Genomic DNA, 2,387 nt, shown 5'->3' on the forward strand with positions numbered 1-2,387 from the left:
AGCCAGCGGCGCAGGGCCGCGTTCGGCCCGACCGCCGTGCCTCCCGGCGCCTGCACGCGATCGGCGTGCACCGCAGCGGGACAGCCGCACCGCGGGTCGCCGCGCATCGTCCGGCAACCGGCCCCGTCTCACCCGTTCTCCCCGGCGCCGCGCCATTTCCCCGGCCGGCATCCCGAACCCGCCCGCCGAGGGCTTTCGTTATTCCGTTTATGCTTCGTTCCCTGACGACCCTGATCAAGAAGTGGCGCGCGTCGCGCAATGCCGGTCACCAGCTCGATGCGCTGCTCGCGCACGCCGACGCCGATGCGTCGTACGCCGAGCGCAGCGAATGGCTGATCGAGCTCGCGCACTGGCTGCGCCGCACCGGCACGATGCAGGCCGCGCTCGACGCGCCGGCCGATCGCGACGCCGATGCGCGCGCGTATCCGGCCCATGCGCGGTTGCGCTACCTGTTCCACGTGCTCGATCGCAATCCCGCGTGGAAAACCCACGCCGCGCGCATCCTGCGCGGCATCCTGCGCGAGTGCGACGGCATCTCGCTCCTGTGCGACGCCGGCATGCCCGTGCACTCGGGCTTCTTCGGCGCGCTGTTCGAGCGGATCGACGCGTCGCTGATCCCGCCCGCGCCGAACCGCCGCGAGTTGTCGGCGCTGTTCACGCTGATGTTCCCGACGCCGGAAGACGCGCAATGGATCGACGCGCTGCCCGACGATCTCCTCACGCGCCTCGCCGAGCTGATCTCGTTCGACGTCACCGACGAAGAGCGCCACGAGCCGGGCTCGTTCTCGCGCGACCTGCTGGCCGCGCTGCACAACCTGACCTGCCAGATCAGCTCGACCGGCCTGTCGCAGACGGTGCGCAGCCGGCTCTCCGACGACGACGCACGCAAGCCGCTCGAAACGCAGCCGTTCTACCGCCTCACGCGCGCGATGCTCGCGGTCGAGACCGCGCACGCGGCCGTCGAGGACGGCGGCGACCCGAGCAAATTGCTGCACGAGGTGAACTACCTGCGCGTGCTGCTCGACGAATGCCGGATCGCCGTCGACGACGTGTTCTCGCACCTGTACCGCAACGGCGTGTCGGTCGACATCGTGTTCCAGGTCGAACGGATGCGCATGCGCATCGTGCGCGCCGAGATGCTGCTGAACGCGTGGATGGCGCGCGACGACCTGCACGGCATGGCGCACCTGACGGCCGAACTCGTCGACGCGAACCACAACAGCCAGAGCGTGTCGCACCTCGTGCGCAGCAACTTCTCGCTGTTCGCGCGCAAGCTCGTCGAGACCAACGCGGACACCGGCGAGCACTACATCTCGCGCGGCCGCGCCGAGTACCTGAAGATGCTGCGGATGGCCGCGGGCGGCGGCCTCGTCACCGTCGTGACCGTGTGCGTGAAGTTCGCGATCACGGGCGCGCACCTGCAATCGATGCTCGAAGGGCTGCTCGCGGGCGTCAACTACGCGGCCAGCTTCATGCTGATGCACTTCCTGCACTTCACGCTCGCGACCAAGCAGCCCGCGATGACCGCGCCGACCCTCGCGCGCGAGCTCGACGACACCGGCCACGAGGAAGGCGTGAAGGCGTTCGTCGCGTCGGTGATCGCGCTGATCCGCACGCAGGCCGCCGCGATTTCCGGCAACGTCCTCGTCGTGCTGCCCGTGTGCCTGCTGGTGCAGCTGTTCGCGGGCAACGTGATGCACGCGAACCTGATCTCGCCGGATAAGGCGCACGCGACCCTGCACTCGTTCTCGCTGCTCGGCCCGACGCCGCTCTACGCGGCGCTGACCGGCGTGCTGCTGTGGGCATCGAGCCTGCTCGCGGGCTGGGCCGACAACTGGTTCGTGCTGCACCGGGTCGGCGACGCGCTCACGTACAACCGCCGGCTGCGCCTCACGCTCGGTCAGGCCGGTGCCGCGAAGCTCGCGCACTTCTGCCGGTCGAACGTGGCCGGCGTGGTCGCGAACGTCGGGCTCGGCCTGATGCTCGGCCTCGTTCCGGCGATCGTCACCGTGTTCATGTTCCCGTTCGAGGTGCGGCACGTGACGCTGTCGGCCGGGTCGATCGGCATCGCGCTCGGCGTGCTGGGCAAGGATGCGCTCGGCACACCGGAGCTGTGGTGGGCCGGCGCCGGCGTGCTCAGCATGGCGATCCTCAACGTGCTCGTGAGCTTCGCGCTCGCGTTCACGATGGCCGTGCGCTCGCGCAGCCTGCGCCGGACCAAGGTGCGGGCGCTCGTCGGCGCGATCATCCGCACGGTGCTGTCGAATCCGCTCGCGCTGTTCTGGCCGGGCAACGGCCAAGCGGTGCGTGCCGGCCAGCCGGGCTCGCACTGAGCCTGCGGCGGCATGGCGGTGCCCGTCCGGGCGCCGCCGCGCAGCCTGCCGGCA

General features: G+C 70.3%; 1 protein-coding gene. It reads left to right on the top strand.

Annotation, left to right across the window (positions count from 1 at the left end):
- Positions 1–209 precede the first annotated feature (209 nt).
- Entirely contained in the window at positions 210–2,333 is a 2,124-nt protein-coding gene (locus G3N96_RS38430) for a site-specific recombinase (protein WP_206140467.1), read from the top strand.
- The last annotated feature ends 54 nt before the right edge of the window (positions 2,334–2,387 follow it).

This window comes from Burkholderia sp. Se-20373 (genome assembly GCF_017104705.1).
GTDB lineage: Bacteria > Pseudomonadota > Gammaproteobacteria > Burkholderiales > Burkholderiaceae > Burkholderia.

Excerpts from the sequence above, each read along its gene's own strand:
- G3N96_RS38430 (WP_206140467.1), top strand. The coding sequence starts at position 210 with ATGCTTCGTTCCCTGACGACCCTGATCAAGAAGTGGCGCGCGTCGCGC.